21 protein-coding genes are annotated in these 24,253 nt (G+C 63.3%); 11 read left to right on the top strand and 10 right to left on the bottom strand.

What is annotated here, in order from left to right:
• Positions 1 to 189 precede the first annotated feature (189 nt).
• Both FJ953_RS17870 and FJ953_RS17865 read right to left on the bottom strand, forming a co-directional pair.
• Positions 190 to 942, bottom strand: coding sequence for an SDR family NAD(P)-dependent oxidoreductase (locus FJ953_RS17870; RefSeq protein WP_140624906.1), 753 nt, complete (start codon positions 940 to 942; stop codon positions 190 to 192).
• 185 nt (positions 943 to 1,127) lie between these two features.
• The gene (locus FJ953_RS17865) at positions 1,128 to 1,907 is read right to left on the bottom strand and encodes a helix-turn-helix transcriptional regulator (RefSeq protein ID WP_140624905.1); all 780 of its coding nucleotides are present in this window, start codon (positions 1,905 to 1,907) and stop codon (positions 1,128 to 1,130) included.
• Between the two features lie 110 nt (positions 1,908 to 2,017).
• On the opposite strand from FJ953_RS17865, the gene FJ953_RS17860 reads away from it, so the two are divergent.
• From FJ953_RS17860 to FJ953_RS17840, 5 genes are all read left to right on the top strand, one after another.
• Complete coding sequence (locus FJ953_RS17860; RefSeq protein ID WP_224684934.1) at positions 2,018 to 4,159, top strand: hydantoinase/oxoprolinase family protein; 2,142 nt, start codon at positions 2,018 to 2,020, stop codon at positions 4,157 to 4,159.
• Between the two features lie 13 nt (positions 4,160 to 4,172).
• Positions 4,173 to 6,368, top strand: a complete 2,196-nt coding sequence (locus FJ953_RS17855) for a hydantoinase B/oxoprolinase family protein (RefSeq protein ID WP_140624903.1) — start codon at positions 4,173 to 4,175, stop codon at positions 6,366 to 6,368.
• A gap of 5 nt (positions 6,369 to 6,373) precedes the next feature.
• Positions 6,374 to 6,880, top strand: a complete 507-nt coding sequence (locus tag FJ953_RS17850; protein WP_140624902.1) for an acetone carboxylase subunit gamma — start codon at positions 6,374 to 6,376, stop codon at positions 6,878 to 6,880.
• 121 nt (positions 6,881 to 7,001) lie between these two features.
• The gene (locus FJ953_RS17845; RefSeq protein WP_140624901.1) at positions 7,002 to 7,829 is read left to right on the top strand and encodes an SDR family NAD(P)-dependent oxidoreductase; all 828 of its coding nucleotides are present in this window, start codon (positions 7,002 to 7,004) and stop codon (positions 7,827 to 7,829) included.
• Positions 7,830 to 8,083: 254 nt separating this feature from the next.
• On the top strand, positions 8,084 to 9,385 hold the full coding sequence (locus tag FJ953_RS17840; protein ID WP_140512908.1) for an O-antigen ligase: 1,302 nt from the start codon (positions 8,084 to 8,086) through the stop codon (positions 9,383 to 9,385).
• A gap of 226 nt (positions 9,386 to 9,611) precedes the next feature.
• Here the strand turns inward: FJ953_RS17840 and FJ953_RS17835 are convergent, their stop codons facing one another.
• Both FJ953_RS17835 and FJ953_RS17830 read right to left on the bottom strand, forming a co-directional pair.
• Positions 9,612 to 10,877, bottom strand: coding sequence for a polysaccharide biosynthesis/export family protein (locus tag FJ953_RS17835; protein WP_181167418.1), 1,266 nt, complete (start codon positions 10,875 to 10,877; stop codon positions 9,612 to 9,614).
• 110 nt (positions 10,878 to 10,987) lie between these two features.
• Positions 10,988 to 11,665, bottom strand: coding sequence for a sugar transferase (locus FJ953_RS17830; protein WP_140497203.1), 678 nt, complete (start codon positions 11,663 to 11,665; stop codon positions 10,988 to 10,990).
• 600 nt (positions 11,666 to 12,265) lie between these two features.
• On the opposite strand from FJ953_RS17830, the gene FJ953_RS17825 reads away from it, so the two are divergent.
• Positions 12,266 to 12,541 (top strand): exopolysaccharide production repressor exox, encoded by a 276-nt coding sequence (locus FJ953_RS17825; RefSeq protein WP_140624900.1) that lies wholly within the window; start codon positions 12,266 to 12,268, stop codon positions 12,539 to 12,541.
• Positions 12,542 to 12,558: 17 nt separating this feature from the next.
• Here the strand turns inward: FJ953_RS17825 and FJ953_RS17820 are convergent, their stop codons facing one another.
• The 6 genes from FJ953_RS17820 to FJ953_RS17795 all read right to left on the bottom strand — a co-directional run bounded on the left by FJ953_RS17820 (position 12,559) and on the right by FJ953_RS17795 (position 18,400).
• On the bottom strand, positions 12,559 to 14,403 hold the full coding sequence (locus tag FJ953_RS17820; RefSeq protein WP_140624899.1) for an ABC transporter ATP-binding protein: 1,845 nt from the start codon (positions 14,401 to 14,403) through the stop codon (positions 12,559 to 12,561).
• 6 nt (positions 14,404 to 14,409) lie between these two features.
• Positions 14,410 to 15,381, bottom strand: coding sequence for a serine kinase (locus FJ953_RS17815; protein WP_140624898.1), 972 nt, complete (start codon positions 15,379 to 15,381; stop codon positions 14,410 to 14,412).
• The gene (locus FJ953_RS17810; RefSeq protein ID WP_140624897.1) at positions 15,378 to 17,285 is read right to left on the bottom strand and encodes a lasso peptide isopeptide bond-forming cyclase; all 1,908 of its coding nucleotides are present in this window, start codon (positions 17,283 to 17,285) and stop codon (positions 15,378 to 15,380) included. Before FJ953_RS17810 ends, FJ953_RS17815 begins: the two co-directional genes overlap by 4 nt.
• A 3-nt stretch (positions 17,286 to 17,288) precedes the next feature.
• On the bottom strand, positions 17,289 to 17,663 hold the full coding sequence (locus tag FJ953_RS17805) for a lasso peptide biosynthesis B2 protein (RefSeq protein ID WP_224618327.1): 375 nt from the start codon (positions 17,661 to 17,663) through the stop codon (positions 17,289 to 17,291).
• A gap of 118 nt (positions 17,664 to 17,781) precedes the next feature.
• On the bottom strand, positions 17,782 to 18,081 hold the full coding sequence (locus FJ953_RS17800; protein WP_140564960.1) for a PqqD family protein: 300 nt from the start codon (positions 18,079 to 18,081) through the stop codon (positions 17,782 to 17,784).
• Positions 18,082 to 18,247: 166 nt separating this feature from the next.
• A complete protein-coding gene (locus tag FJ953_RS17795; RefSeq protein ID WP_140497189.1) occupies positions 18,248 to 18,400 on the bottom strand; it encodes a lasso peptide in 153 nt (50 codons plus the stop codon).
• A gap of 522 nt (positions 18,401 to 18,922) precedes the next feature.
• Here FJ953_RS17795 and FJ953_RS17790 point away from each other — a divergent pair.
• From FJ953_RS17790 to FJ953_RS17770, 5 genes are all read left to right on the top strand, one after another.
• Entirely contained in the window at positions 18,923 to 20,050 is a 1,128-nt protein-coding gene (locus FJ953_RS17790; protein ID WP_140624896.1) for a nucleotidyltransferase family protein, read from the top strand.
• Positions 20,051 to 20,120: 70 nt separating this feature from the next.
• Positions 20,121 to 21,143 carry a glycosyltransferase gene (locus FJ953_RS17785; RefSeq protein ID WP_140512925.1) on the top strand — a complete coding sequence of 341 codons (1,023 nt, stop codon included), beginning with the start codon at positions 20,121 to 20,123 and terminating at the stop codon, positions 21,141 to 21,143.
• A 223-nt stretch (positions 21,144 to 21,366) separates the two neighbouring features.
• Positions 21,367 to 21,768, top strand: coding sequence for a hypothetical protein (locus tag FJ953_RS17780; RefSeq protein ID WP_140512927.1), 402 nt, complete (start codon positions 21,367 to 21,369; stop codon positions 21,766 to 21,768).
• Between the two features lie 136 nt (positions 21,769 to 21,904).
• The gene (locus FJ953_RS17775; protein WP_140497181.1) at positions 21,905 to 22,780 is read left to right on the top strand and encodes a family 16 glycosylhydrolase; all 876 of its coding nucleotides are present in this window, start codon (positions 21,905 to 21,907) and stop codon (positions 22,778 to 22,780) included.
• Between the two features lie 73 nt (positions 22,781 to 22,853).
• Complete coding sequence (locus tag FJ953_RS17770; protein WP_140497179.1) at positions 22,854 to 24,185, top strand: UDP-glucose/GDP-mannose dehydrogenase family protein; 1,332 nt, start codon at positions 22,854 to 22,856, stop codon at positions 24,183 to 24,185.
• Positions 24,186 to 24,253 lie beyond the last annotated feature (68 nt).

The following is a 24,253-nucleotide window of genomic DNA, read 5'->3' as shown; positions in this document are numbered from 1 at the left end:
TCGCGATTGTCGGAGAAAGGTGCAGGAATTGCGCGCGGGCCGAACTGTCACGCCTGGTCATGTCTTCGCCCTCATTGTTGCCGTTGCCGGGTTCCGGCTTCGGCCACTGTACGCTTGTCCAGCTCCGTTGGTTGCTTCCTCACGCGCAATTGTAGTGGCTTGCCGCCAGCCGGAAAGCGCCGCACCACATCAGTAGGTGGCGCGGCCGCCGGAGACGTCGAAGACGGCAGCCGTCGTGAACGAACATTCCTCCGAGGCGATCCAGCAAATCAGCGCCGCCACCTCGTCGAGCTCGCCAAAGCGCGCCATCGGTATCTTGGAGAGCATGAAATCGATATGCTCCTGGCTCATCTGCTTGAAGATCGCCGTGCGCACCGCCGCCGGCGTGACGCAGTTCACGGTTATGCCGGTCTTGGCCAGTTCCTTGCCGAGCGATTTGGTCAGGCCGATCACCGCGGCCTTGGATGTGCTGTAGGCGGAAGCGTTGGGATTGCCTTCCTTGCCGGCGATCGAGGCGATGTTGACGATGCGGCCGTAATTGCGCTCCAGCATGTGCGGGACGAGCGCCTTGTTGCAGTAGAAGACACCGTTGATGTTGATGTCGATGACCAGACGCCAGTCCTCCACCGGATAGTCCCAGGCGGTCATGTTGGGACCGGTGATGGCGGCGCTGGTGATCAGGATGTCGACCCCGCCAAGCGCCTCGATCGTCGACCGCGCCGCCCGATCCACCGCCGCCGGGTCGGCGACATCGACGGTCTGGCCATGCAGCGTCGGGATCGAAGCCCTGGCCGCTTCGATCTGGGCGCGATCGCGGTCCCAAACCGAAACGCGCCCGCCCTCTTGGATCAGCCTCTGTGCGACGGCGAGGCCGATGCCGGATGCGCCGCCCGTAATCACCGCCGAGCGTCCGGCAAACCGTTCCGCGAGAATCGTCGGCATCTCATTTTCCCCTGTCCTGGCGCAAATCGGCTCCGCTCGGCGAAACCATGTTCGGGGGTGACTGTGAGGTCGCCGCCGGCCAAGTTCAAGCCGGCATGCACCTCGATCGTCTGGGCCAATCCCTGAGGCGCGTTATGCCGGGCTCCCCTCGATCTGCCTGTCCAGCGCTTGCACCAGCGCCAGGCCTATTTGTCCGAGCGGTACAGGAAGAACTGCAGGAACAATTCCCGCTCGGTGGTGATGTCGAGCTTCTCATAGATGCGCCGGCGATGGTTCTTGACCGTGCCGACGGTGATGCCGAGCCGCTCGGCAATGTTGGCGGTCGGATGGCCGGCCAGGATCAATTGCACGAGCTCTCTTTCCCTGAGCGACAGTTCCGGCCATAGGCTCGCCGGGATTGTGGGTTGCTGGCGCGGCGAGGCGCCGGGGCTGGAGGGCGCCGAGCTGCGCGTGAAATCGCTTCCGCGCGCCTTGATGTCGAGCGCGTGCAGCGCCTCGAACACCGGCAGCCGCTCGGTCAGCAGGGCGATCTCGCTGTCCTTGAACGCCGTCGTCGAACGATCGAGGAAAATGCCGAGGCACCAGTCGCCGCCATCGGCCAGCATGATGCCGACTTCATCGCATATCTCCGATTGCGCGAGGAAGCCGGCTATGTACTGGCCGCGTTTCGCCTCGTCGTCGGCCAGCCGCTTGAGCGGCATGATGCCCAGCCGGCGCTCGCGCCGCCAGGAAGCGTAGAAGGGGTCGAACACGTAGTAATTATCAAGATAGCGCCGCACCATCTCGTCGGAGAAGCGCCGGTGCTTGACGAATTGCGGCGTCTGCGTCGCCGAGTAGCGCGTCACCGTCACCAGGTCATGCGCGATGTCGGCGCCGATCAGGTCGATCAGGCAGTCGACATGCCTGTCGGTGCCGGTGGCGGCGATCGCCATGGCGAGCGGCGCCCAGATGTTGCCCATGCGCATGCCTCTTTTTCGGCGACGAGCTCTCGCCCGTCATTGTGCCTTTAGGCATATGGCGCGATCCGGTCCCGCGAATCTAGCCTGTGGTCATGCTCGGCAAGGGAAGGCGACCCGTGGACCATATCTCTACCAATCCCATCGTCATCGGCATCGACGCCGGCGGCACCATGACCGACACCATCCTTGTCGATCAGGACGGCCGCTTCAAGATCGGCAAGTCGGCAACGACGCCGAAGAACGAGGCCGAGGGGTTCCTCGCCTCGGCCGAGGACGCGGCGGACGCCTGGGGCATCTCGCTCGAGGCCCTGTTTTCGGGCGTCAATGTGGTGCTCTATTCCGGCACCGGCATGCTCAACACGCTGCTGTCGCGCACCGGCAGGAAACTCGGCCTGATCACCACCAAGGGCCTTGAGGACATGATCCTGATGGGTCGCGGCCTGCAGGCCTGGGCCGACTATTCCTATGCCGACCGGCTGCACGCTGTGACGCATCATCATCCCGATCCGCTGGTGCCGCGCCGCCGCACTCACGGCGTCACCGAGCGCATCGACCAGTTCGGCGACATCATCCTGCCGCTCTACGAACATGAGGTCCGTGCCGCGGCGAAAAAGCTGATCGCCGACAAGGTCGAGGCGGTCTGCATCATGACGATCTTCTCGCATGTCAATCCGGTGCATGAGAAGCGCATCGCCGAGATCTGCCGCGAGGAGATCGCCGCCGCCGGAGCCGACATCCTCGTCTACGGCAGCCATGAGGTGCGCCCGGTCATCCGCGAGCAGTCGCGGCTGAACTCGGTGCTGATCGAGGCCTACGCCACCTCGCGCGGCCGCAAGCAGCTCAAGGGGATCGAGGACGTCTCGAAGAAATACGGCTTCAGATATGGCGTCCAGACGCTGCTCTCCTTCGGCGGCCTCACCTCGATCAATCATCCGCGCCTGCACGAAACCATGATCTCGGGTCCGATCGGCGGCATTCTGGGCGCGGCTTATGTCGGCAAGCTGATCGGCAATGACTCGCTGATCTGCTCCGATATGGGCGGCACCTCCTTCGACATGGGCGTCATCACGCGCGGCCAGACACGGATCGAGAACGAGCCGCTGATGGACCGGTTCAAGCTGAACGTGCCGACGCTGCATCTCGACACGATCGGCGCCGGCGCCGGCATGATCCTCAAGGTCGATCCGCTGACGAAGAAAGTCTCGCTCGGGCCGGAAAGCGCCGGTGCCGATCCCGGCCCGATCTGCTTCGCCAGGGGCGGCACCGAGCCGACCATCGCCGATTGCGACGCCATCCTCGGTCGGCTGAACCCGCATTATTTCCTCGGCGGCAAGGTCGTGCTGCAGGTCGAGAAGGCGCGCAAGGCCTTCGAGGAGAAGTGCTCCCGTCTGCTCGGCGTCGGCGTGGAGGAAGCCGCCGAAGGCATGATCGATATGCTGGAGGCCGACGCCAACAACGCGCTGCGCCGCGTCATCTCCGGCCAGGGGATCCACCCTTCGGAGTTCACATTGCTTTCCTATGGCGGCTCGGGGCCGCTGCATCTGGCCGGCTGCTCCAGGGGCATCGGCTTCAAGGATATCATCACCTTCCAGTTCGCGGCCGCTTTCTCCGCCTTCGGCTGCACCACGGCGGATTTCATGCGCCGGCATTCGGTATCCACCCAGATCGACATCGGCGCGCGGGCGAGTGAGGCCGAGCTGCTGGCCTTCGGCGCCAGAGTGACTGCGGTCTGGGACGATCTCACCAGGGCCGCGGTCGACGAGATGGTGGCCGACGGTCATGCGCTGGACAAGATCAGGACGGTGCCGTTCCTGATGATGCGCTATACCGGCCAGCTCGAGGACGTCGAGGTGATGGCGCCGCTCTCGGCGATCAATTCGGCCGGCGACATGTGCAAGGTCATCGACGAGTTCGAGGCGGTCTACGCCAAGGTCAACCATCGCGTCTCGCGTTATGGCGAAGCCGGCTTCTCGATCACCGAGCTCGGCCTGATCGCCACCGCCGACAAGGTCAAGCCCGTGCTGCTCAAGCGGCCGCTCGGCCCCTCAAACCCCGCATCCGCGCACAAGGGCGTGCGCGAGGCCTATATTGGCGGCCGCTGGCACAAGGCCGATCTCTACGAGATGGATCTTCTGCTGCCGGGGCATGAGGTGACCGGCCCGGCCATCATCGAACACCCCGCCACCACCCTCGTCGTCCATCCGCGGGACCGTGTCTTCGTCGACGAATGGACGCTGCTCCACTACTCCCACGCTTGAGAGGGCGAACGCCATGCTGGACAAACCCGCCTCCGCCCTGCGCCTCCGCGAGCGGCTGATCGAATCCGAACGGCTCATGGACGAGACCGGCTGCTATGACGGCATTACCGATCTCGAACTGCGCAACCAGGATCCGCTGAAATTCGAGACGCTGCACACCAAGCTGCGCGCCTACTGCGTCTCGGCGCGCGAGATGGCGCGTCGCATCTCGGCTTCGCCCGGCGTGCGCGAGGTCGGCGAGATGGTCGTCGCCATCTACACGCCCGAGGGCGACGCGATCGCGCTCTCCAACGGCATCATGGTGCATGTGCACACGATGAGCCGCTTCATCAAATGGATGATCAGACAGGGCTACGAGGAAAATCCCCGCATCGTCGACGGCGACATCTTCGCCAACAACGACGCCTTCATCGGCACGGTGCAGGTGCCCGACGTGATGGACGTGGTGCCGATCTTCCACTCGGGCAAGCTCGTCGGCTGGGCCGGCGCCGTCTGCCATGAGCTGGAGGCCGGCGGCATCACGCCGGGCGGCGACGTGGCGCTGGCCCAGGAGCGCTTCACCGAAGGCCTGTTCGTCTGTGCCGAAAAAGTCGGCCAGAACGACGAACTGCGGCGCGACTACGTGATCCGCTGCGAGCGCAATCTGCGCATGCCCATCTACTGGGTGCTGGACGAGAAGGCCAAGGTCGCCTCCTGCATCGACATGCGCGAAAGCGTCAAGGCGCTGATCGACGAGATCGGCCTCGACTACTGGATGAAGGTGTCGAAGGAATTCATCGAGGAGGGCCGCCGCGCGCAACTCGCCCGCACGCGGCAACTGACCGTTCCCGGCATCTATCGGGGGCATACTTTTTACGGTCACGTCACCAAGGGCAAGCCGGGCTACCAGCCGCTCGGCGATCCCGACTGGCTCTACAACATACCGATCGAAATGGAGATCACCACAGGCGGCAAGATCATCATGGATTTCGAGGGCACGCAGCCCTGGGGCTACCATTCCATGAACTGCACGCCGGCCGGCATGGATGGCGGCATGTTCGTGACGCTGACCCAGCACATGAATTTCGAAGGCCTGGTCAATGACGGCGCCTGGATGGCGACGGAGCTGAAGCTGCCGCATGGCACCTGGACCAATCCCGACAATGAGATGGTGGCCACCGCCACGTCCTGGGCGCTGCTCTTGCCGGCTTATGGCGTCTTCCAGCGGCTCCTGTCGAGATCATTCATCGCCCGCGGCTTCGTCGAGGAGGCCTTCGTCGGCCAGGTCAACAGCCCGATGATCGAGATGGGGGGAACCAGCCAGTACGGCACGCTGTTCGGCATGGCGCATTTCGAATGCGCGGCCGCCGGTTCCGGCGCGCTTGCCATCAAGGACGGGCTGGACACCGCCTATGTCGGCTGGAACCCTGAATCCGACATGGGCAACATCGAGATCTGGGAACAGAACATGCCGATGGTCTATATCGGTCGTTCGATCGTTGCCAATTCCGGGGGCGCCGGCAAATATCGCGGCGGCTGCGCCTTCCTGTCGACCTGGCTGGTCAGCAAGACCGACCATCTCCGGCTGGTCACCTCGGAACACTCCTCGCGCGTCTTCGACAATGGCGGGCTCTGCGGCGGGTATCCGGCGCCGACGTGCCAGAAACACCGTGCGGTGCGCGACAGCAACATCTTCGAGCTTGCACAAAAGGGCGCGCCGCTGGCGCACCATACCGGCACCAATCCTTATCGTTCCGAACTCGAGGTCCGGCTCGAAGGCCAGCACGTGACGATGGAAGGGCCCTATATCACCGCGCCCCACAAAACCGGCGACGTGTTCACCCATTCCTACAATGGCGGTGGCGGCTATGGCGACGTGCTGGAGCGCGATCCGCTCAAGACGGCATCGGACGTCGAGAACGGCTATCTCACCAGGGAAGCTGCCGAAAATATCTTCGGGATCGTGCTTGACGAGGACGAGGACGGCTATCCCGTCGCCAACCTCGAAGCCACCAAGCGCCACCGCGCCGAGATGCGGTCGCGCCGGCTCGCTCGGGCCAGGCCGGTCTCGGAGTGGATGGCCAAGGAGCGCGAGCGGGTGAAGGCGGCCGATTTCGCGCCCGAGGTGAAGAAGATGTATGCCAGCGCCATCAAGCTTTCGCCGCGCTTCACCAGGGATTTTTCAACCTTCTGGGATGTCGACGCCAAATCGACCTTCGGCGTGGAGTAGGGACCATGACCTCATACAGCAAGGAAGTCATCGCCGATCTGGTCGCGGGCACGCTGCCCTGGCCGCAGACGCGCCGCGTCATGAGCGCCTACAAGGACGACGACCGGTTCTTCAAATATGTCGCGGTTTTGCAGGACCGTGTCGGCTGGAGCGATCCGATACTGCTCCCCGTCGGCGACCACCTCTTCATCTGCCAGAGCGGCGATGAGCGGGTAACCCGTTGCGAATGCGGCCATTCCTTCGGCGACTACCGCAAGAACTGGAAGCTGAAGGCTTCGATCATCGTGCGCGACAGCGAGGAGGCGCTGCGCGAGATCTATCCCAACAGCGACCTGCCGGATCCCGAATGGATGGAAATCCGCGAGTTCATCTGTCCGCAATGCGGCACGCTGCACGAGGTCGAGGCCGCGGCGCCGGGTTATCCCATCGTCCATGATTTCGAACCCGACCTGGAAGGTTTCTACCGCGACTGGCTGGGCAAGCCGCTCGAGCCGATGGACAAGGGAAGCTGATGCCAAGGACGCAAGTTTCGTCACCGGCTCCGAAACGGGCGATTGAGGTTATGTTGGCCTATGAAGTTCGGATACTCTCGGGACTGATGGACCGTCCCGTGCCGCGCGGAGGCCATGCCCGATGACAAACCTTTCCGGCCGCGGCGCAATCGTCACCGGTGGCTTCTCCGGAATGGGCCTGGCGATTGCCACGACATTGGCGCAGGCCGGCGCCAATGTCGCCGTCGGCTCCTATGTCGCACCTGGCGGCGTGGAGAGATCCGACGCCGCCTACTATCCCGGCGCCGACGAGATAGAGCGCGTGCGTTCGGCTCTCGGCGCGCATGGAACGAGGATTTACGCCGCCTATCTTGACGTGCGCGACAGCGACGTCACGAACCGTTTCGCGGCCGACGCCGAGGCGGCGGTGGGTCCTGTCGACATCCTGGTCAACGCCGCCGGCACCACGGCCGAGCAGCCGGTCTGCGGCCATTCCGACGCGCTGTGGGACAAGATCGTCGACACCAATCTCACCGGCGCCTTCCGCGCCACCCGCGCTGTGCTGCCCGGCATGATCGAGCGCGGCTGGGGCCGCATCGTCAACATCGGCTCGACCGCCGCCTCGGTCGGCTGGAAGGACAATCCCGCTTACTGCGCCTCCAAGGCCGGTCTCCTCGGCCTCACCCGTTGCGTGGCGCTCGAAGGGGCGGCGCATGGCGTCACCTGCGTCATGATCAGCCCGACCTGGGTCGAGACCGAACTGATGCGCCGCAACGTGGCGCAGGTCGTCGAGCGCGAGGGCAAGGGCCGCACGGCCGAGGACGCGATGGCCGAGATCGCCAGGGGCAACCCGCAGCAGCGCATCCTCCAGCCGCAGGAGATCGCGGCGCTGGCCGTGTTCCTCTGCTCGGATATGGCCAAGGGCATCACCATGGAAAACATACAGGTCACCGGCGGAGCACTTTGGTAGCGCGCACGGCTGGTTGCCGCCTCGATGGAGAGGCCGGCAATGGAAAGAGAAGTCCGATCCCGTCCGGGCGTGTCCCGGACTTGATCTCTCGGCGCTCGCCTGTCTGTAAGACAAGGTGACCGGATTTGCCATTGAGCGCAGGGCGCGATAGGTTATATTGCACTGCACAATGGAGATGCCGTCGATTGCACCCTTCTTACGGAGATGCCTGCCGGCTACGCGGCGGTCCGGGGTAGGCTCGGCGAGAACCTGAGATGAAGATTCCAAAGTCCTTGCTGGTCGATCCCGAGAGGAACTCGGTCTACGGCAGTTTTGCCGTTGCCGTCTCGGTCTGGGCATTCTCCTACTCCGTCATATTCGGCCAGGTGCTGATCCTGGCCTATTATGCGGTGTGGCTGCCCCTCATCATGGTCGATTACAGGCGGTTCCTGCGGCATCTGTCCAGCGCCTGGCTGCCATTGTCGTTCGCGGCCTATGTATGCTTCTCCGTCTTCTGGTCGGACGCTCCCGGCATCACCGCGAGAACGGCCGTCCAGTACTTCTCCCACATCGCCTGCGCCTATGTCGCGGCGCGCGCCGTTAGCGTGCGGACCCTGACAATAGGCGCCCTGGTCGGCATATTCGTCGTCCTGCTCTACTCTCTCAAGGTCGGGGCCTATTCCGAGGACGTCCTCGACGGCACTTATAATTTCGTCGGCGCCTTCGCCTCCAAGAACCAGATCGGCTTCGTCGCCTCGCTCGGTATCTATTTCAGCGTCGTCTTCATCGCCTTCCTCAGGCACGGCCGGCTAAGCCTGTTCCTGACCGTGCCGGTGGTGCTTTTGTCGGCCTATCTGCTGGTCATCTCGCATTCGGCCACCTCGATGGCCTCGACACCGGCGGTGCTGGCGCTGGTGATGCTGCTTGCCATGAGCAAGGTGCTGTCGCGACGCTACCGCCGGGTGATCTTCCTGGTCGGCACAGGCATGCTGGTCGTCGCTATCCTTGTGGCGCTGAATCTTGGCCTCATGGACTTCGTCCTCGGCCTGTTCGGCAAGGATTCGACGCTCACCGGGCGCACCTATCTGTGGGAGCAGGGCTGGAACGCCGCGCAGAGGGCGCCCATGCTCGGCGTCGGCTATGCCGCATACTGGGTCCAGGGTTTTGCCGAGGCCGAGCGCCTGTGGAACGAGTTCTACATCACCACCCGCACCGGCTTCCACTTCCACAACACCTACATCGAAGCCCTTGTCGAACTCGGCTTCGTCGGGGCGACGCTGGTTTCGCTGGTCATCCTGCGCACGCTTTACGGCCATGTCTCGGCGGTCGCGTTCGGAACATGGCGGGCGGATTCGGTCGTTCTAGCCGGCGTCATGGTGCTGCTCCTGATCCGCTCCTTCGTCGAGGTCGAGATCCTCAACCCCTACATCATGGGTTCCTTCCTGATGTATTTCAGCTTCTTCAAGCTGGCGCGACTGCCCGTTGCCCGTCCTCGCCTGTCTGCGGCAAGGATCGAAGAGGCAAATGCCGCCAGAGGCTGGAGCGGCCCCGAGCCTGGCACGGACGCCGCTCGATGAATACCGATCGGTTTCCCGTTTGGGATTGCGTCAAAGCAAGGCGATAGAGCGGCTGGCGATTCCCTCAAACGCCGCCCCGCTCCAGCAATTTCAGGAAAGTGTGTACGGCTTCCCCGGGAAACGCGCGCAGCGCTTTCCGTCCGGAATTGCGCAAAAACAAAGGGATAGAGCAGCTTGCGGTTTTTCGTGAACGGTGAACTGCTCTTATCTTAGGCGGTTCGATCGCCTACTGGCTGGGCATTGGCGCCAGCTTGACCTTGATCACATCGCCCGGCAGCACCGGCGTGTCTTCCTTGACCGCAATCTCGCTCGTCTTGCCGTCGGCAGCGCGCAGCAGTGAATAGATCAGGGTGGGCTCTTCGTTGGTTGCGCTGGCGGCCACGGTGGCGGGATCGGTGGCCTGGGCCATCAATCCTTTCTGCATGTTGACCCTCAGCGCGGCCTCGTTCAGGTCGGCTTCGGTCTGCTGCCGGTCGGCGGCGAGGCTCGAGCTCAGCGTGTTCTGGGCATCGATGGCATCCTGCGTTGCCTTGCTGATCGCTTGCTTGGCGGTGAGGATGGCCGTTTCGTAGTCCAGGATCTTGCCCTGAAGGTCGGTGACGGACTGCTGCGAATCCAGCAGTCTTGCGTTGGCGACCAGGCCTTTCTGGGCCAGCGGACCGATGCTGGTGAGTTGCTGCTGCGCCAGGTCGACCTGCTTCTGCTGGTTGACGATCTTCTTCTGCAGCGATTCGATCTCGGCCTGCAGAACTCCTTTCAGATCGCTGAGCGCCTCGAGCTTCAGCTTCAGCGCCTTCTGGTCAGCCGTGAGGATCGTCATCTCGTCCGCGACGATGGCCTGCAGTCTAGGATCGCCCTCGACCTCCTTCGGCACGTCGAAGCTCGACTTGCCCGCAAGGTCGGCATCGATGCGCGCGCGCTTGACGATCAGTCGAACGCGCTGATCGTCATATATGTCGAAATTGCCTTTGGCGGTGACCAGGTCCTTGCCGAGCTGCGGGCCGTAGTCGGCGCTTCGCCGGATGCCGCCCGCGATGCTGACCGCCTTCAGCACCGTAAGATCGGGCACATAGGGGAATTGGCCGGGGTTCTGCACCTCGCCCGAAATATAGAACGGCCGGAACTGCGCCATTTCGACCGATGCCTCGGGCCGGTCCGACAAAGCGAGCTTGTGCTGCAGCGCCTCGCCGATCGCCGCCGCGACTTCGGCCGTTGTCTTGCCGGATGCCGGCAGCTCGCCGACGAAAGGCACCGACAGCATTCCGGCCGGCCCGACCGTGTATACGCCATTCACCGCCGACCAGTCGCGGAACGTGCCTTCGACGGTCTGCCACTCCGCGATACGGATGGTGAGCTTGTCTTGCGATCCGAGATGGTACTCGTCGGCAATGGCGATCCGAGGCAGGGCGAGCGACAGGGCCAGGCAGCTGGCCACGAGCCGCAAACGCCGCGAGCGGCCCGAATGCGGGCCGCTGCAAAAAACTTCGAACATGTCTATCTTCAACTGAATGTTCCGATCCGCTTTGGCCCCACCAGCCCGATGAGCCTGCGCCCGATGCCTGCCGGGAGAAATCTCCCGCGTGCGATCCGGTTCGCGACCGCTCAGTAGCAGCCGCGCGACATCCAGACAGCCGGAACTGTCTTGATGATGATGCGAATATCCTCAAAAAGTGACCAATTCTCGACATAGTGGCGATCGAACGCGACGCGGCTGTCATAGGAGACGTCGTTGCGGCCGCTGACCTGCCACAGGCCGGTCAGGCCGGGGCGGGACTTCAGGTAATACACGGCGGCGCTGCCATAGATCTCCAGTTCGTCGCGCACGACCGGGCGAGGTCCGACAAGGCTCATGTCGCCCTGAAGGATGTTGATGACCTGCGGCAACTCATCGAGACTGAGTTTCCTCAGGACCGCGCCGACCCGGGTGACGCGCGGATCGTTCTTCAGCTTGCGGGTGGCTATCCATTCCGCCTTGGCTTCCGGATTGGCCGCCAGATAGGCAGCCAGCACCCTTTCGCCGTCCGGCACCATGGTGCGGAACTTGAGACAAGGGAAAACCCGTCCGCCACGCCCGATTCGCCGGTGACCGTAAAAAATCGATCCGCCATCGGAGAATTTGACGAGCAGCGCTATCATCACGAACAGCGGGCTGAGAGCGATCAGGGCGGCCAGTGAACCGGCAATATCGAAACTGCGCTTGATAAGGCCGCCGATCGGCGGTGGAAAATCGACGCCAGCCTGCGAAAACTCCGCTGTGGCCGACTTGGCAACATCCCTCATGCCAAAACTCCATGCGTTGACCGGATGGTTTACGGCACGATATCAAAAAAATGTTGCAGCGCAACACACAATTTCCCGCACCTTTGAAATAGTCACGTCATGAATTGACTAAATAATAAGCGCGCCCTGCACAAATTTCGGAATATTTAGCACATTTAAGACAATAAATGGGCATAGCGGGAAAAATAGAGGCGCTTTTGGGGCAACTTCTAGGCGGGGCGTTCTTTATGCCCCTGAGTGGAGCTCGTTGGTGCTTTAGTGTGGCATGATATTCGATCGTATTCACATAAAATACTATTCAATATTGTAGATTCTACTGAAAAACACCAAAGAGCCGAAGTTGCGCGTAATCCCGTCGTGTGCGTTGCAGCATGAGCGAGTCGAGCGCAAAAGCTCACCTAAAAATAAATGCAGTTGCCCTTGCGGCCTTTTGCTCGCCTTAATAGAATTGCAAATTATACCTGTCAAAGTGGCGACAGGTTGAAAGGCCGGAAGCAACCGGCCGGGAGCGGGCGACTTAACAAGCCCGCATGACAAGGGACGACGCTCGGGTGGGGCAATGATTGGAATATACCCGGGCCGGTTTGTGGGCTGTTGGGTATGTCGCTTCCAAAATTCATCGTTGGGATGATTTTCGCTCTTGCGATCGTCGTTGGCTGGTCATGGCTGGGCGGCGCTTCAATAGGCACGACGCTGCTGCGCGTCATCATCTGTGCCGTGGTCATCCAGGCGGGCTACTTCGTGCTCGTCTATGCCATGATCGTCAAAAGCGCGCCGACGCCGGCCGACAGGACACGCGAGGCCGAAAGAAAGCTGGGTTCGGCCGAGGTGGCCGAGGGTGAAAAGCTGGGCGGCGCCGGGCGAAGCCTTCACTGACCCAGACCAGGCTGGCCTCAGGCCACGTCGGCGGGTTCGGACTCAGATTGTTCGCCCGAAAGCATCCGGGACAACCGGCTTCCTGCTTTCGCCTTCAGCCGCCGATATTGCCCGACCTCGACGACACGGCCGTTTTCCATCGCGACCACCCAGTCGGCGAACGCGATCATCGATGGCCGGTGCGCGATGGTCAGGATCGTCATCGAGCCGCGCAGCCCGTCGATCGATTGCGCGATCAGCGCCTGGTTTTGCCAGTCGAGCGCGCTGGTCGCTTCATCCAGGATGAGCAGCGACGGCTTGCGCAGCAAGGCGCGCGCCAGCGCGATCCGCTGGCGTTCGCCGCCCGACAACCGCACGCCGCGGTCGCCGACCACCGTTTCGAGCTTGAGGTCGAGCCGTTCGACGAATTCGGCCGCATGGGCCGATCGCAATGCGGCCCATAATTCATCGTCGCTTGCTTGCTGTGCGGCCAGGCGCAGGTTCGCCGCGATCGTGTCGTGCAGGAGAAACACGTCCTGCGGCACGTAGGCGACCTGGTCGCGCCAGCCCCGGCGATTGGCGGCGTCGATCTCGACGCCATCGACGAGGATCGTGCCGGCTGTCGGCTCGAGCAGGCCGAGCAGCATGTCGGCGATCGTGCTCTTGCCTGATCCCGAAGGGCCGATAAGGGCGGTGACCTTGCCGGCCGGAAGGCCGAAGGTGATGTCGCTCACCACCGTCTTGGCGGCGCCGTCCTCGTAGGCGAAGGAGACGCCGCGAACATTCAGTCCGAAATCGAGCGACAGCTTTCGAGCGTCCTCGATCCCGGCATGGCCAGGTTCCCGCTCGGCGTCGAAACGCATCTGCAGGCTGCGCATCGCGGCATAGGCGGGCAGGTTGATCAGGACCTGCTGCGCTTGCGTCTGCATGTCCATGAAGCGCGGCGCGATGCGCATGAAGACCAGCAGCAGCACCACGATCTCGGCCAGTGAGAGGTCGAAGCGAACCAGCGCCACATAGATGAACAGGCTCAAGCCGATCACGCTCGCCACCTGGAACAGGGCGGTGCCGGTCGAGCTGTTGCGCACATAGGCGATGTTGTCGGCCTTCATCCTTTCGAGTGTCGCCTGCAACTGCGCGAAATAGGTCGCCTCGATGTTCAGGCTCTTGGCCACCTTGATGCCGCCGAGGAATTCCGAGACCGTCCGGTATTGATCCTGCCGGTTGGTGGTCAGGACCTGGCCAAAGGCGGTCGCCCGCGACCGGAATGGCCGCAGCGCGAGGAACATCAGGATGCCAATGACCACGGCGAACAGCGTCATGACCGGCGAAATGAACATGGAGATCACGAGATAGCCGGCCAGAAGCACGGCGATCTGCACCAGCATCAGCAGCGAGAAGGCCGCGCCCTGGACGCGGTCTATGTCCCCGGTCAGCGCATGGTCGAGGTCGGAGCCGCGCATGCGCGTGAAGACGCCCCACCGTGCCTTGCCGATGCTTTCGAACAGGTTCATGCGCAGGCGGTTGATGAAATCGAAGAGAAGACTGGCCATGTAGACCGACTTGAAGCGGTTGAAGGCGGCCTGCAGCGCGACCAGCGCCACCAGCATGCACAGCATCGTGGTCAGCTTCAGCGTGCCGTCCGGCACCAGCCAGCGCATGAAATCATTGTCGGGCAGCTTGATCGCGAAGTCCTGGCCGGAGCGTCCGACCAGTTGCAACAGCGGGACCAGCAACAGGATGGATATGCCTTCGGTCAGGCTGCCCATGATCAGGAAGAGCAGCGCCGTCCAGGCCCGCCGCCCGCCTATCTGGGCGATAACGGCGCCGAACCCGGCGATTTCCCGAAACAATGACGGGCGAAGGAGCGATGATTTCGACATCTCCTGCTATCCCTGTCCGGCCATCAGGTCATGCTCGACGAGGCTCACGACCTCGCCGATCCTGTCGAGGCCCGTCGGCACTTCGAGCCTGCACACGCCGACGCGATCGGCGAGCCGTGCGCAATGCCCGAGATGCGCCGCCGCGAAATCGCCGACCAGGGCGGCGCGGCCGAAACGCGTGACGTATGAAAATCTGATCACGGCCGGCAAAGCGGCGATGCCGGGCATGGGCAAGATCTCAGTCTTTTGGCCGCGCTCGAGAATATAGATGCGGGTCGCCGGAACCCTGTCGCGCGAGAACGCCCCGTGCAATCGGTGCTGGGCCTTGTTGATAGCCGGATGCACCTGCGGCCGCACTTGTGCCCCTTCGAGCGAAATCGCGGCAGCCGCGTCGGCCGCCAGCTTGATCTGGGGAAAACCCGGCACGATCATCGGCTCGTCCGGATGGCTGAGATCGAGCGCCACGACGTCATCGGTAAGCAGTTCGTGTCCGGCACGGATCATGGCGCTTGCCGTCGTCGATTTGCCGGCGCCCTTGTCGCCCATGAAGATGGCGCTTTTGCCGGCAATCGCGACGGCGCTGGCATGCAGCACGAGCAGGCCGCGCTGGTGCAGGATGAGCGCCATCACCGGTCCCAGCAGCGGGAACGCGATCAGCGCGTCGTCGATGCCGGGCGCCGGCTCGACCTCGATGCGGCAGGCGTCGCTGATCAGGAACGCGGCGACAGCGTGCCATGCCAGATATTGCCGATCCGGTTCGAAGCGGAAAATGGTCGCGGCCTCGGGCGAAGGCTTCGGCATATCGATCGCGCCGACACTGATCACGATATCCGCCGCTGCGGGTTCGGCCGGCTCCAGTTCTGGCAATGTCACCTCGGAAGCGATGGTCAGGCCGTAGGCTCGATAAAAACGGCGCTGTCCGCGCGGCCAGCCTTGCGCGCGCGGGCGGAGGGCCAGCGGCTCGTTCAACGGCGTCATGCGGCACTCCCGGCACGCTGCACCTGCCGCAGCCACAGCGACAGCGACGCCGAGCGCCAGACATACTGGACGTCGAGCGGCGCCGGCCGGTCGGGCCGACTGAGCAGCCGGGCATAGGCAGCGTTCACGGCCGGCAGGTTGATATAGGGCTCGATGCGGCCGGCGTCCGGGCCGAGCACCTGTTCCAGGAGGTCGCGGTGGTTGCGCAGCATGCCGTTGACGAGATTGCCGGTGAAATCGATCTTGTCGCGCCGCCACTGGACCGCCGCCGGCAGCACGTCTTGCATGGCGCGGCGCAGCACGTAGCGGCCAAAACCGCGGCTGAGCTTCTCCTCGCCCGGCAATGCCAGGCAGAACTCGACCAGCGGCTTGTCCCAGAAGGGATAACGAGGTTCGACGCCGAAATTGGCGGCCGCCTTGTCGAGGACTTCGAAAGCATGCGGCACATAGCCGTTGGAAAGAATCCAGCGGTGGGTCAGCGCCTCGCTGGCGCTGACGTCGGGCGGCTTGTAGCCGGCTCGGTGAACCCGCTCGATGAGCTCGGTGCGGCCGGCAAGATCGGCATTGATCAGGTCGCGCCAGCTTCCGCCCTGGGCCGGCTTTCGCAGCCTGTGCAGGAGCCGGTTCGCGGCGTGCCTGAGCCTGGCCACGCGCCAGGCAGGCCCGTAGATGGTCAGGAACTGGAAATACATGCCGAGCATGCCGTCGCCATAGGTGTTGGAAGCGCTGCGGATCTCGCGCCACAGCTCCAGCCACTTGCCTGCATTGGCAAGCTCGTGCAGATGGCCGTGCCCCTGCGATACGACTTCGTCCCCGCCATGGCCGTCGAGAAGCACCTTGACGCCTTTGGCGCCCGCCGTCCTGTATACCTCCCGGGTGAGCGTAAGGCCCGGCGCCAGGAACGTTCCTTCCTGCTCTTCCAGCACCCGTTCGAATTCCGCGAACGGCGCGTAGTTGCCGACCGGGATCAGCGTGCCGTCGACGCGCCCTTGTTCCAGCACCGCGTCTATGAAGGGGGTTTCGTCCATCGCCGAACCGCGTTCGAAAACCAGCGAAAAGGTGGGCAGCCTCGGCTTTTCCTCGGACAGGTTTTGCCGGCCCGCCACGCAGGCGATCGAAGAGGAGTCCAGGCCGCCGCTCAGCATGGCCCCGACCGCCGCGCTTCCGCGCATGCGGTTGCGCACGGACTGCGAGAAGAGGTGGGCGAATTCCTCGGCGGCGTCCGGCCGCATAGGCCGCGACGACGGCTCGATCTGCCAGTATCGCTGCAGCGTCACGCGCTGCCCCGTCACAGTGAGGCTGTGGCGCGCCGGCAGGCGGAAAATATCGGTATAAGGCGTCGCTTGCGGATCGTCTGGCAGCCCTGCCAGGAAACCCGAGATCTGATGTTCGCTGAGGCGGGCGCCGGCCCCGGTGACGCCAAGGATCGGGCCGATCTCGGAGGCAAAGACAAAGCGCTGCCCGTCCGCGTGATAGTAGAACGGTTTGACGCCGAAATGATCGCGCGCGCAAAACAGCACCTGCCGCTCGGCATCCCAGATGGCGAAGGCGAAATCGCCTTGCAGGTGCACGGGACAGGCTTCGCCCCAGCGCAAATAGGCCCGCATCAGGAGCACGGCGTCGGCAACCGATGCGTCGCGGACGCCGAGCCGTGCCGTCAGCTCGTCGCGATTGTCCAGGCGGCAATCCGCGGTGACGGCCAGTTTGCCGCCCGCCATCGTCAGCGGGCCGGGGCCGGCTTCATCGGTCGTGTTGAGCCAGGCGTGGCCGAGCGCGACAGCCTTGTCGGTCCACCACGAACTGCCGTCGCGGGCGCGATGACGCATGCGGGCCAGCATGCGCTGGATATCGGCTGCGGACTCCGGCGCCTCGTGCCCGTGCAGGATACCGGCCACGCCGCTCATCGGTCATTGACCATAGTCGACGAGAGGGACAAACCTGTCTATCGAGCCGCCAAGGACGACATGGTTGCCGCTGATCAGCCAGGCATGCGCCTTCAGCTGCCGGCCGGTGTCGCGCTCGATGCCGATGCGGATCTTCGAGGCGTTGCCCTGGCGGGCGAGAATGTACTGGCCGGCGAGCGCCTGGGTGAGGCAGCTTGCGCGCGGCACCAGGCGGGCCGCGGCGGCAACGCCCCAGGCGACACGGCGCAGTTCTCCCGTGCTGGCGCATTCACGCGCCTCCAGCCGGGTGACGATGCCGCGAAGGCGGTTGTAGGAGAACAGGGTCAGCCCCAGGCGAACGGCCGCGACCACCAGCAGGCAGCGGCAGAGGAACAGCATTTCCGGGCCGCTCAGGGAGAGAGCTCGAAGCAGGCGCCGCCGGTGCTTCGTCTGGCCGGGACTTTTCTCCGTCGCAGGTTCTTGCCGCAAAACCGTGACCCGCTTTTGCGGAACCTGCTTACACAGGTTCCTCATGATGCAGCCTCGCAAGTCCGCTATCGGCCAGACCTTTCAACAGTGCGTCGACATCGGCCCTGCAGCGCTCGGCGTCGACATCATAGCGCGCGAGCACGGCCCGGTGGATTTCGGCAATTGGTTTCGGCTCCTGGATCAACTCCCAGATGAACGTGCCCACCCCGTTGAGGCTGTAGTAGATGTTGGATTTCAGGTTAAGAAGCGCCAGGCCATTGCCGAATTCGCAGGCAACCGCTTCCTTGGTCGCACTTACGCGATCGTGGTCAGATGGGTTCCAGTTCATCCGAAAACCTCGTTTGCTACACACTGTCCGCAATGCGTGCCGACCATTCTGGCGATGAAGAAAAGCCGGGTCAGGCAATGAAGAGAAGCCGGGATTTTCACCCCGACTCCCTGTATGGTTCTTGGATTCCAGAGGCCCAACGTGTCCCTCCAGAATCAGGACAGGTTCAGGAGAACGTCAGGTCGCCAATCGGCGTGTGCGCAGGAAATGCTGCGTCGAGCGCCGTGTTGCCGCCACCGCCCTGAGTGATGGTTTCAATCGAACCATGAACCGTCAGGCTGGGCGTTTCGTACTCCTGTTTTTCAACATTCTGTTCCATTTTACACTCCATCAAGGACTGGAAACGGCCTGTCGATTGCCGGCGGCACTTTCATGCTGCGATGCAATAGCTGCATGGCAGCATTTATGAGTCAAGCCTGATTTACCGCGCATTAATCAATTATGGACTGCGCGCGCAGACACAGTCGTGAGTAACGATCTCAAGCTTTGGCCTTGATCGCCTCGAGATCCCTGCATATGGGCCTAATGCACTAGGTCAGCATAAGAAATTGATTTGCATATATAAACTTTTTAAGCCCTGTCACTTCAAGGCATGGCGACAATAATGCCGTAGCACCGGGTCTCCCGGTAGGTTTGCTACGGAACGCCGAAAAGGCCACTCGTCCCTTGTGGTCCAGCAGTTCTCCTCATCGTTCGCCCGAGCCGGTTTCGATAAACGTCGGGGCCGGATTTTTGCGCTGCAAAAGGAAAAACTGGACGGCGCAAAAGTTTTTGGCGATGCTTTGCTTCGCACCTGCAGCATAGGCGTCGCGCCGATCGCTTCTGGAGAACCGTGCGCCCGATGGCCCTGACCGAACGTTCATATGAGCGACTGCGCGCCGCCGATTGCGCCAGCGAGATCGCCTATGTGCAGGCCTGTCTGCGGCTGTTCTTCGCGGCGCGATCCGGCGCCGCGCCCGGCGATGCCTCCGGCCTCTCCGTAACCAATGTCACCGACATAGCCAGGTTGAACAAGGTCGCGACCTTTATCCTCAAGGTGCTGTCGAGCGCACCCGCGAACGGGCCGCCGGCCCAGCTCTCCCAATGGCTCGACGCCTACCGCCGGAAGACCGTTTCGATGAACGCGTCCTGCATCATGGATTCGATGGCGATCCAGGCGGCGCTGCGCGACAGGCAGATCGATTTCGTTTTCCTGAAAGGTCCCTTCCAGCAGCATCTGCTTTACGACGATCATTTCATGAAGCCTTCGGGCGATGTCGACATATTGGTGGCGCCGGCCGGGTTTTTCAGGGCGCGCGAGGCGCTCCGCTCGATCGGCTACGAGATCGCCGGCAAGTCGCGCTCCGTCTGGTGGGTCCGTTTCCTCGGCGAACAGCACATGATCCGCGGCGACGGGCCGACGCAATCCACTGTCGATCTGCATTATCGGCTCCAGCAGCCCGGCTCGCCCAGCCCGCGCGACGCGGATGGCTTCCTGCGGCGCAAACGGCATGTCGAGATCACCGGCGTCGAGGTGCCGTTCACATCGGCGGCCGACACTCTGCTGTTGTCCTGCATCAGCGTCGCCAAGGCGCTTTTCAACCGGGAACCCTGCGCCGGTTACGTCTGCGACGTGCGCGCCAGCGCCGACCGCCTGGACGAAGCCGAGCAGCAGCGCCTGCTCGATGCCGCCGCGGCGCAGGGGCTGGACGACACGCTGCTGCTTGGCCTGCGCGCCGCCGACGTGCTCCTCGGCGGCGCCGACACGCTCCTGTCGCAGCGCGCCGCGCGGATGCTGTCGCGGATCGGCAATGAGGACCTGCTCAACATGGTCATCGCGCCATGGCTGTCATCCCTGCGCTGGCCGCAGCGGCGCACCGTGTTGTGGGAGTTGTGCGGTCGTGCGCCGGTCCGCTATCTGGCGGAAGCCGGCTGGGCGGCATCGGCCGACATCAGCCGCCGCATCTTCGAACGGCAGGGCAGCCCGTGACGGGAAGCCTGTCGGGCATCGAACACGTACAGGGCGAGGGCAGAATGGAACCTGTGCAAGAGGCAAATTCATGTCGATGACGGAATCAAAGGTCTGCGTGATCATCGCGGCCCGAAACGCGGCGCGAACAATCGCGGTCGCCATCGCGTCCGCGCTGCGCGAACCGGAAGTGGCCGAAGTCGTCGTCGTCGATGACGCCTCCACCGATGACACGGCCCAAGTCGCCCGCGCCGCCGATGACGGCAGCGACCGGCTCGCGGTGATCCGTCTCGACGTCAATCGCGGCCCCTCCTTCGCCCGCAACGCCGCCATCGCCGCCTCGCAATCGCCATTCATCGCCATTCTGGACGCCGACGACTTCTTTCTCGCGGGCAGATTTCACAATCTGTTTGCCGGCGCGGACTGGGATTTCGCGGCCGACAACATCATGCTCATCAGGGACGACGCCTTGAGCGATGTCACCCAGATCGTCGCACCGCAGTTCGCGGCCGAGCCGGAATTCCTCGACCTGGAGCGCTTCGTCGAAGGCAACATCTCCAGGCGCAACGTGCGCAGAGGCGAACTCGGTTTCCTCAAGCCGGTGATCAGCCGCGCTTTTCTCGACAGGCACGGCTTGCGCTATGACGAGAGCTTGCGTCTGGGCGAGGATTACGAACTCTACGCGCGCGCGGTCGCCAGCGGCGCGCGCTTCAAGGTCATCCGCTCCTGCGGTTACGGCGCCATCGTGCGGGCCGATTCGCTGAGCGGCCGCCACAAGACCCAGGACCTGAAGCGTCTTGCCGACGCCGACCTGGCGCTGCTGGCGATCGACAGCCTGCCTGAGGGTTCCAAAGCGGTGCTGCGCCGCCACGAGCGCCACGTGCGCGACAAATACCGGCTGCGCAATTTCCTCGACGTCAAGGCCGAGCGGGGCCTGGCGTCGGCCGCGGCCTATGCCTTCGCAAGCCAATCCAACCTGGTTCCCATCGTCCAGGGCGTGGCGTCCGACAAGCTCGAGGCGCTGTTTCGCCGCGTCGGGTTCGCCTCCCGTCGTCAACATGTGCCGCCAATGCGTTTTCTCATGGCCGGCACCAGCACGGGCAAGCAGCCTTGAATGCGGGCGTCCGGCCGCGCTCTTGCCAGCCCGTCGCGCAAAGCATTTCCGGCGGATTTATGAGTTTACGAATTGGGTGGTTGCCTAGCCGGCCGGAGGATGGCAGTCTATGTTGCGGTGCAGCAATTAGGATGGCCAACGAACCGGCCTCCGATCGGACTGCCCGATATTGAACCGGTAAGGGGCCCGGCCGACGGCCGGACTACCACAGGACTTTGAACGCATGGCCTCGATATTCGGCTTCAGATCAAGGAATCCGGCCCGCGACCGCCAGACCGACATCTCGCGCCTCGACCGCCTGGCGAAGCTGTTCGAGCAGATCGCGGCCGAGATCGAGGCCGAGCGAAACGGGCTGGAGAATCGCTACAAGGCGACGGCCACCAACGCCGCCTTTCTGGTCGAGGCCATGGAGAACGGCTCGGCGTCTGCGCGCCGTTCCGCCGAGGTCGATGAATTGACGACGTCGATCCTGAATTGCGAGCGCCGCATCGCGGCGCTGTCGCGCCAGAACGGCATGGTCCGGGAGCTTCGTCATTCGCTGGATATGGTTTTCGATGAGGACGGGTCGTCCGATATGACGGCCAGCGAGGGGCTCGCCAAACCGGCAGGCGCCGGCAGAGGGTGAAGGCTGAAGGGTGGATTTGGCGCGAGGCGAGAAGGCAGCTTGGGGAGGGGCTGACGAGAGAAAGAAAGCGCCGTTTGGCAACGGCTCGAATGGCTACTTTGGGTTGGGGATGCACAGCGCAAAGGTTGAGTTTCGTATGAATGCGGATCCGAGAACCACGTTCACCGTCGCAGTTCGCGGCATATCGTCAACGCGCCAGGCCAGGCAAGCCCGCCCGGGCGGTTCCACCGGACGCAGGGCTGCCCTGGTCGCGCTGGCCGCTCTCGCTGGCCTGTTCGCCGGGCCGGCGCCATCCTGGTCGCAGGATCTGAAGTCGGCGCCCTCATTCGTCGATGATTTCACCAGCTTCAACCGCCAGCGCTGGTATGTCTCCGATGGCTGGACGAATGGCGGCCATCAGAATTGCACCTGGGCGAAGGGGCAGGTCAGCCTGGCGGACGGCGTGCTGTCATTGGGTTTCGAGAAGCAGAAGACGAAGGATCGCGACTACGCTTGCGGCGAAATCCAGACCAAGCAGCGATTCGGCTACGGCACCTACGAGGCGCGCATGAAAACCGACACCGGTCCCGGCCTCAACGCGGCTTTCTTCTCCTATATCGGCCCGTCGGACAAGCAGCCCTGGGACGAGATCGACTTCGAGATCCTGACCAAGGACACGTCCAAGGTGCAGGTCAATGCCTACATCGCCGGCAAGGGCAAGAACGAGAAGCTGGTCGACGTGCCGGGCGGCACGGAAAAGGCCTTCAACGACTACGCCTTCGTCTGGCAGAAGGACAGTTTGCGCTGGTACGTCAACGGCCAACTGGTGAACACCATCACCGATCCGGCAAAGCTGCCCAGCCATGCTCAGAAGATCTTCTTCAGCCTCTGGGGCAGCGATACGATGACCGGATGGTTGGGCGCATTCGCCGATCCCGGACGCAAGCTTTCGCTGCAGATCGAGCGCGTCGCCTTCACCGCGCAGGGCGAACCCTGCCAGTTTCCGGAATCGCTGGCATGCAGCGTAAAATAGAACCTATTGGAAAAGTCGATTTGAACCGGCCGGGCCGAACACGGTCCGCTGCCCTGGACAGGAACAAAACAGAATGAATTTGACGGTGTTTGGTATCGGCTATGTCGGTCTCGTGCAGGCTGCTGTGCTTGCCGAAGTGGGCCACCAGGTCGTCTGCGTCGACATCGACGCGAACAAGGTCGAGCGGCTCAATCAAGGTCTCGTCCCGATTTTCGAGCCGGGCCTGGAAAGCATCGTGAGGGAGAACCATGCCGCCGGCCGCATCAAGTTCACCACCGACGCGGCCGCCGCCGTCAGGCATGGTGAAATCCAGATGATCGCGGTCGGCACGCCTCCCGGCGAGGATGGCTCGGCCGATCTCAAATATGTGCTGGCGGTCGCCGAGGCGATCGGCCGGGAAATGGATGCGCCCAAGATCGTCGTCGGCAAGTCGACCGTGCCGGTCGGCACCTGCGAGAAGATCAAGGCCAGGATCGCCGAAACGCTGAAGAAAAGAGGCCGCGAGGACCTGACCTTCGACGTCGCTTCCAATCCGGAATTCCTCAAGGAAGGGTCCGCCGTCGCCGATTGCATGAGGCCGGACCGCATCATCGTCGGCACATCGAGCGAGGACACCGAGGCGGTGATGCGTGAGCTCTACGCCCCCTTCAACCGCAACCACGAGAAGATGATCGTGATGGATGTGCGCAGCGCCGAATTCACCAAATACGCGGCCAATTGCATGCTCGCCACCAAGATCAGCTTCATGAACGAAATGGCGAATCTGGCCGAACAGCTCGGCGCCGACATCGAGGAGGTGCGCAAGGGCATCGGCAGCGATCCGCGCATCGGCTACCACTTCATTTATCCGGGCCTCGGCTATGGCGGCTCCTGCTTTCCCAAGGACGTGCGCGCCCTGATCAAGACCGCCGAAGGCGTCAAGTTCGACGCCAAGCTGCTGCGCGCCGTCGAGGAGCGCAACAACGAGCAGAAGTCCGTGCTGTTCGACAAGGTGAACCGCTATTTCAAGGGCAACCTCAAGGGCAAGACCTTCGCGCTCTGGGGCCTGGCTTTCAAGCCCAACACCGACGACATGCGCGAGGCGCCCGCCCGCACGCTGATGGAGGCACTCTGGAACGTCGGCGCCACCGTGCAGGCCTATGATCCCGAGGCGATGCAGGAATGCCAGGCCATCTATGGGCTGCGCGACGACCTGCTTCTGTGCGGCACCAAGGAAGCGGCGCTGCGCGGCGCCGATGCGCTGCTGATCGCCACCGAGTGGAAGAGTTTTCGCGCGCCGTCCTTCGACGCGCTGAAGGACGCGCTGACCACGCCGATCATCTTCGACGGCCGCAACCTCTATGATCCCAAGGTCATCGCCCGCCACGGCATCGAATATCACTCGATCGGCAGGATGGCGGCATGAGACCGGGTTTGGGCAATCCAATGTGGGATCGCCGCGGCCGGCCGGTGTGCTTGCCATGACGAACGCAC

The organism is Mesorhizobium sp. B2-3-6 (genome assembly GCF_006442305.1).
In the GTDB taxonomy this organism is placed as follows: Bacteria; Pseudomonadota; Alphaproteobacteria; order Rhizobiales; family Rhizobiaceae; genus Mesorhizobium.
This window is presented reverse-complemented; position numbering and strand designations above follow the sequence as displayed.